This is a genomic window from Streptomyces sp. NPDC029169 (assembly GCF_055563935.1).
This window is the reverse complement of record NZ_JBVHXA010000024.1, coordinates 21,545-28,568: the sequence shown is the minus strand read 5'-3', so window position 1 is coordinate 28,568 and position 7,024 is coordinate 21,545. Positions and strand designations below refer to the sequence as shown.

Genomic DNA, 7,024 nt, shown 5'->3' with positions numbered 1-7,024 from the left:
TCCCCCCCCCCCCCCCCCCCCCCCCCCCCCCCCCCCCCCCCCCCCCCCCCCCCCCCCCCCCCCCCCCCCCCCCCCCCCCCCCCCCCCCCCCCGGCCGTCGTTCTGTGGTGCTTCGCACACTGTCCCGCCGCAGGTCAAACGTGAGTTGACGGGTGTTCGCACAGCGTGGTGGACTTCCGGGGCCATTACGGCGGCAAGCAGAGGAAGCCCGGTGCGAATCCGGCGCGGTCCCGCCACTGTGACCGGGGAGTCCATCCCCGGGAGCCAGGAACTCTCGCCGCCGGTCACGTCGAGCCAGGGCGCGGACCCTGAGTGAGGACACAGCGCCATGCCCGGCCGCAGTGCAGCCACAGGTGTATTCGCGTACGGCGCCGCCGCCGGTCTGGCCGCGGACCTGATCCTCGGCGACCCCCGCCGCGGCCATCCGGTCGCCGCGTTCGGACGCGCCGCGGGGGCGGTCGAGAAGCTGCTGTGGCGCGACCACCGCGGGTGGGGCGCGCTGCACACCGCCATCTGCGTGGCTGGTGCCGCGGGCTCCGCCGCACTGGCCGCCCGTACCGTACGACACCACCCCGGCGCCGCCGCCGCGCTGACCGCCGCCGCCGTGTGGGCCGTCGTCGGCGGTACGTCCCTGGGACGCGAGGCCCGCGCAATCGGCGGGGCCCTCGCGACCGGGGACCTGGACGTGGCCCGTGAGCGCCTGCCCCATCTGTGCGGGCGCGACCCGCAGGCCCTGGACGGTCCGGCGATGGCCCGCGCGGTCGTGGAGTCCGTCGCCGAGAACACCTCAGACGCGGTGGTGGGGGCCCTGTTCTGGGGCGCGGTCGCCGGGGTTCCCGGCCTGGTCGGCTTCCGGGCGGTGAACACGCTGGACGCGATGGTCGGCCACAAGTCGGTGCGGTACCGGCGGTTCGGCTGGGCATCGGCCCGGCTCGACGACGTGGCCGGCTGGCCGGGCGCCCGGCTGACCGCCGCGCTGGCCGCCGTCGCGGGCGGCGACACCAAGGGCGCGGTACGGGCCTGGCGTACGGACGCGGCGAAGCACCCGAGCCCCAACGCGGGCCCGGTGGAGGCCTCGTTCGCGGGCGCACTCGGGGTACGGCTCGGCGGCACGCTGTCGTACGGCGGGCGGGTGGAGCACCGGCCCGTACTGAACGGGGAGGGACGGGCCGTGGAGGTCGGGGACATCGAACGGGCGGTACGGCTGTCGCGCCGCGTGACGGGGCTGACGCTGGCCGTCTGCGTGGGCGGGCGGATCGTGGCGGGCGCGCTGAAGCGGAAGCGGGGGACGGCATGAGCGTCGGGGTCGGTGAGGGTGCGCGTGGCGGGGGGCTGCTTGTTGCTGGGACCACGTCCGACGCGGGCAAGAGCGTCGTCACGGCGGGGATCTGCCGGTGGCTGGTCCGGCAGGGCGTGAAGGTCGCGCCGTTCAAGGGGCAGAACATGTCCCTGAACTCCTTCGTGACGCGCGAGGGCGCGGAGATCGGGCGGGCGCAGGCCATGCAGGCGCAGGCGGCCCGGGTCGAGCCGACCGCGCTCATGAACCCGGTGCTGCTGAAGCCCGGCAGCGACCGCTCCAGCCAGGTCGTCCTGATGGGTAAGCCGGTGGGCGAGTTGAGCGCCCGTGGCTACCACGGGGGCCGGCAGAAGGAGCTCTTCGAGCCGGTGATGGCGTGCCTGGAGGAGCTGCGGGGCACGTATGACGCCGTGATCTGCGAGGGGGCGGGCAGTCCGGCCGAGATCAACCTGCGGCGCACGGACATCGTGAACATGGGCATAGCGCGGGCCGCGCGGCTGCCCGTCGTCGTGGTCGGGGACATCGACCGGGGCGGGGTGTTCGCCCAGTTCTTCGGCACGACCGCGCTGCTCGCGCCCGAGGACCAGGAGCTGATCGCGGGCTATCTCGTGAACAAGTTCCGCGGTGACGTGACCCTGTTGGAGCCGGGCCTCGACATGCTGCACGGCCTGACGGGGCGCCGCACGTTCGGCGTGCTGCCGTACGCCCACGGGCTCGGCATCGACGAGGAGGACGGGCTGCGGGTGTCGATGCGCGGCGCGGTCCGCGAGTCGGTCGTCGCGCCGCCGGTCGGCGAGGACGTGCTGCGGGTCGCGGTGTGCGCCGTACCGCTGATGTCGAACTTCACGGACGTGGACGCGCTGGCGGCCGAACCGGGCGTGGTCGTGCGGTTCGTGGACCGGGCCGAGGAGCTGGTCGACGCGGACCTGGTGGTCGTGCCCGGCACCCGGGGCACGGTGAAGGCCCTGGCGTGGCTGCGCGAGCGCGGCCTCGCGGACGCGCTCGCCCGGCGGGCGGCGGAGGGCCGTCCGGTGCTCGGCATCTGCGGCGGCTTCCAGGCGCTCGGGGAGCGGATCGAGGACGAGGTCGAGTCCAGGGCGGGCACGGTCGACGGACTCGGGCTGCTGCCCGTACGGGTCCGGTTCGCGGCCGAGAAGACGCTGGCCCGGCCGGTCGGCGAGGCGCTCGGCGAGCGGGTGGAGGGGTACGAGATCCATCACGGCGTGGCCGAGGTGCTGGGCGGCCAGGAGTTCCTGGACGGGTGCCGGGTCGGCGCGGTCTGGGGCACGCACTGGCACGGCTCCCTGGAGAGCGACGGCTTCCGCCGGGCGTTCCTGCGGGAGGTCGCGGCGGCGGCGGGGCGGCGGTTCGTCCCGGCTCCGGACACGTCGTTCGGGGCGCTCCGCGAGGAGCAGTTGGACCGGCTGGGCGACCTGATCGAGGAGCACGCCGACACGGACGCGCTGCTGCGGCTGATCGAGACCGGGGCCCCCGCCGGGCTGCCGTTCGTGCCGCCGGGGGCGCCGTGAGCGGGGGCGGTGGGGCGCGGGTGCGGCCCGGTGGGGGGTGCACCCGGCCTGCGGCCGGGCTTGGATTCCCACCCGCACCACCCGTGCAGGTACGACGTCATCTGCCGGTGGCCCCAGTGGGCTGTTGCTCGCCGTCGGCGACTGCCGGTCGAACCGAACTCGAAGAGAGGACCACCCGATGAGCACCCGGTATCCGTTCACCGCCGTCGTCGGTATGGACGACCTGCGCCTCGCGCTGCTGCTCAACGCGGTGAGCCCGGCAGTGGGTGGTGTCCTGGTGCGCGGCGAGAAGGGGACCGCGAAGTCGACCGCCGTGCGGGCGCTCGCGGATCTGCTGCCCGAGGTGCCCGTCGTCGCGGGCTGCCGCTTCAGCTGCGACCCCGGCGCCACCGATCCGCACTGCCCGGACGGGCCGCACGAGAGCGCCCCGGCCGCCGCGCGCCCCGCGCGGATGGTGGAGCTGCCCGTCGGCGCCTCCGAGGACCGGCTCGTCGGCGCGCTCGACATCGAACGGGCCCTCGCCGAGGGCGTGAAGGCCTTCGAGCCAGGGCTGCTCGCGGACGCACACCGCGGGATCCTGTACGTCGACGAGGTCAACCTCCTCCACGACCACCTGATCGACCTGCTCCTCGACGCCGCCGCCATGGGCTCCTCGTACGTCGAGCGCGAAGGCGTCTCCGTACGGCACGCCGCCCGCTTCCTGCTCGTCGGCACGATGAACCCCGAAGAGGGCGAGCTGCGGCCGCAGTTGCTCGACCGGTTCGGGCTCACCGTCGAGGTCGCGGCCTCCCGCGAGCCCGAGCAGCGGGTGGAGGTCGTGCGGCGGCGGCTCGCGTACGACGACGACCCGGCCGCCTTCACCGCGCGCTGGGCCGGCGAGGAGAGCGCGCTGCGCGAGCGGATCGTCGCCGCGCGCGAGCTGCTGCCGCGCGTGGTGCTCGGCGACGCGGCGCTGCTCCAGATCGCCGCGACCTGCGCCGCGTTCGAGGTGGACGGCATGCGCGCGGACATCGTGATGGCCCGGACGGCGGCCGCGCTCGCCGCGTGGGCCGGGCGGACGGACGTCACCTCCGACGACGTACGGCAGGCGGCGCTGCTCGCGCTCCCCCACCGCAGGCGGCGGAACCCGTTCGACGCGCCGGGGCTCGACGAGGACAAGCTCGACGAGACGCTGGAGCAGTTCAAGGGCGAGGACGACGAGGACCCGGATCCCGGTCCTGAGGGCCCGGGCGGCCCCGGTGGCGGTGGCGGTGTGCCTCCGCAGGGTGAGGGGCCGGACGCCGAGAACACGACGGCGCCGGACGAGGCACCCGCGCCCGCGCCGCAGGGCCCGGGCGGCGCCGGTGAGCGGGCCGCCGTCAAGGCCGCCGAGCCGTTCCGTACGAAGATGCTCAGCGTGCCCGGCCTCGGCGAGGGAGCGGCCGGTCGCCGCTCGCGGGCCCGTACCGAGCACGGCAGGACGACCGGCGCCGTACGGCCCCGGGGCGCGCTGACCAAGCTGCACCTGACCGCGACCGTGCAGGCCGCCGCCCCGCACCAGAAGGCGCGCGGCCGGACCGGCACCGGGCTCGTGGTCCGCCGGGACGACCTGCGGCAGGCGACCCGCGAGGGCCGGGAGGGGAACCTGGTGCTGTTCGCCGTGGACGCCTCCGGTTCGATGGCGGCGCGGCAGCGGATGAGCGCGGTCAAGGGCGCGGTGCTCTCGCTGCTGCTCGACGCGTACCAGCGGCGCGACAAGGTCGGCCTGGTCACCTTCCGGGGCCGGGACGCCGAGGTGGCCCTGCCGCCGACCTCGTCCGTGGACGCCGCCGCGGCCCGGCTCGAGCAGCTCCCGACGGGCGGCCGTACGCCGCTGTCGGCGGGGCTGCTCAAGGCCCATGACGTGCTGCGCGTCGAGCGGCTGCGCGACCCCTCGCGCCGGCCGCTGCTCGTGGTCGTCACCGACGGCCGGGCGACCGGCGGCGGCGCCGACCCGGTGGCGCTCGCCGCGCGCGCCGCGCGGCTGCACGCCGCCGAGGGCACCGCGGCCGTCGTCGTGGACTGCGAGACGGGTCCCGTACGGCTGGGGCTCGCCGGAAACCTCGCCCGTGAACTGGGCGGCACCGCCGTGACCTTGGACGAGCTGCGCGCCGACGCGATCGCCGGTCTCGTCAGGAACGTACAAGTCAACCACTCTGCCAGGAGGGCCGCTTAATGCCGCAGGGACAGCCGACCGTCGTTCCCGACGACGGTCTCACGACCCGCCAGCGCCGCAACCGCGCGCTGGTGATGGTCCACACCGGCGTCGGCAAGGGGAAGTCGACCGCCGCCTTCGGCATGGCGCTGCGCGCCTGGAACCAGGGCTGGCCGGTCGGGGTGTTCCAGTTCGTCAAGTCCGCCAAGTGGAAGGTCGGCGAGGAGAACGCCCTCAAGGCGCTCGGCGAGACCGGCAAGGGCGGCACGGTCACCTGGAACAAGATGGGCGAGGGCTGGTCCTGGATCCAGCGCGAGGTCGCCGAGGGCGAGCAGTCGCACGAGGACAAGGCGCGCGAGGGCTGGGAGCAGGTCAAGCGGGACCTCGCGGAGGAGACGTACAAGTTCTACGTCCTCGACGAGTTCGCGTACCTGCTGCACTGGAGCTGGATCGACACGGCAGAGGTGGTCCAGGTGCTGCGCGACCGGCCCGGGCAGCAGCATGTCGTCATCACCGGCCGCAACGCGCCGCAGGAGCTGGTGGACTTCGCGGACCTCGTGACGGACATGTCGAAGGTGAAGCACCCGATGGACGCGGGTCAGAAGGGCCAGCGGGGCATCGAGTGGTAGCACGTCTCGTCATCGCCGCGCCGTCCTCGGGCGCCGGCAAGACCACGGTCGCGACCGGCCTGATGGCCGCGTTCGCCGGCCGTGGTCTGGCGGTCTCGCCGCACAAGGTCGGGCCGGACTACATCGACCCGGGGTACCACGCGCTCGCCACCGGGCGGCCTGGCCGCAACCTCGACGCGTACATGTGCGGTACGGGGCTGATCGCGCCGCTCTTCGAGCACGGGGCGCGCGGCTGCGACCTGGCGGTCGTCGAGGGCGTCATGGGCCTGTACGACGGGGCGGCCGACCAGGGCGAGCTGGCGTCGACGGCGCAGGTCGCGAAGTTGCTCAAGGCACCGGTGGTGCTCGTCGTGGACGCGTCCTCGCAGTCGCGGTCGGTGGCGGCGCTGGTACACGGGTTCGCGTCCTGGGATCCGGAGGTCCGGATCGGCGGGGTGATCCTGAACAAGGTGGCGACGGACCGGCACGAGCATCTGCTGCGGGAGGCGCTTGGGGAGTCGGGGGTGCCGGTCCTTGGTGTGCTGCGGCGGGCGCCGGCCGTTGCCACGCCTTCGCGGCACCTGGGGCTGGTGCCGGTTGCCGAGCGGCAATCCCAGGCCGTTGAGGCGGTTGCCGCGCAGGCGGAGCAGGTTCGCCAGGGCTGCGACCTGGATGCGCTTCTGGGCCTTGCGCGGTCGGCGCCGCCGATGCCTGTTGAGGCGTGGGATCCCGTGGACGCCGTTCGGGTGCGGGCCGGTGGTGGGGTTGTGCCCACCCGTCCCGCCCTGCGGGACGATTGCCCACAACCGGTGGTTGCTGTTGCCGGAGGCGCCGCCTTTACGTTCTCGTATGCCGAGCATGCCGAGTTGCTGACTGCCGCCGGGGCTGAGGTCGTCACGTTTGATCCCCTCAGGGATGAAGCGCTGCCCCCCGGTACCTCCGGGCTCGTCATAGGTGGTGGGTTTCCCGAGATGTACGGGGCCGAGTTGTCCGCCAATGAGCCGTTGCGGAAGGCCGTTGCCGAGCTTGCCGCGTCCGGGGCGCCGGTTGCCGCCGAGTGTGCCGGGCTGCTGTATCTCGCGCGGTCGCTGGACGGAACGCCTATGTGCGGGGTGCTCGACGCCGAGGCGCGGATGTCCGAGCGGCTGACGCTCGGGTACCGGGACGCTGTGGCCGTGAGCGACAGTTCGCTGGCCGCGACGGGGGCGCGGATGCGCGGGCACGAGTTCCACCGGACCGTGATCGAGCCGGGCGCGGGCACGCGGGCGGCCTGGGGGCTGCGGCAGCCGGAGCGCCGCGTGGAGGGGTTCGTACAGCGGGGTGTGCACGCCAGTTACGTGCACACCCACTGGGCGGGTGCGCCGGAGGCGGCCGTGCGGTTCGTGGAGCACTGCGCGAACGGGCCGGCCGCGTGAGA

5 protein-coding genes and 1 riboswitch are annotated in these 7,024 nt (G+C 74.5%); all 5 genes read left to right on the top strand.

Annotation, left to right across the window (positions count from 1 at the left end):
* Window positions 1-174 precede the first annotated feature (174 nt).
* Window positions 175-296: riboswitch (cobalamin riboswitch) on the top strand.
* Between the two features lie 32 nt (window positions 297-328).
* The 5 genes from ACZ4VI_RS32650 (at window position 329) to ACZ4VI_RS32630 (ending at window position 7,022) form a co-directional block, all read left to right on the top strand.
* Window positions 329-1,297 carry a cobalamin biosynthesis protein gene (locus ACZ4VI_RS32650; protein WP_468005206.1) on the top strand — a complete coding sequence of 323 codons (969 nt, stop codon included), beginning with the start codon at window positions 329-331 and terminating at the stop codon, window positions 1,295-1,297.
* The gene (locus ACZ4VI_RS32645; RefSeq protein WP_468005204.1) at window positions 1,294-2,826 is read left to right on the top strand and encodes a cobyric acid synthase; all 1,533 of its coding nucleotides are present in this window, start codon (window positions 1,294-1,296) and stop codon (window positions 2,824-2,826) included. The genes ACZ4VI_RS32650 and ACZ4VI_RS32645 overlap by 4 nt, the downstream gene beginning before the upstream one ends.
* A 178-nt stretch (window positions 2,827-3,004) precedes the next feature.
* A complete protein-coding gene (locus ACZ4VI_RS32640; RefSeq protein ID WP_468005202.1) occupies window positions 3,005-5,020 on the top strand; it encodes a putative cobaltochelatase in 2,016 nt (671 codons plus the stop codon).
* Entirely contained in the window at window positions 5,020-5,628 is a 609-nt protein-coding gene (gene cobO / locus ACZ4VI_RS32635; protein ID WP_468005200.1) for a cob(I)yrinic acid a,c-diamide adenosyltransferase, read from the top strand. The genes ACZ4VI_RS32640 and cobO overlap by 1 nt, the downstream gene beginning before the upstream one ends.
* Entirely contained in the window at window positions 5,622-7,022 is a 1,401-nt protein-coding gene (locus ACZ4VI_RS32630) for a cobyrinate a,c-diamide synthase (RefSeq protein ID WP_468005198.1), read from the top strand. Before cobO ends, ACZ4VI_RS32630 begins: the two co-directional genes overlap by 7 nt.
* Window positions 7,023-7,024 lie beyond the last annotated feature (2 nt).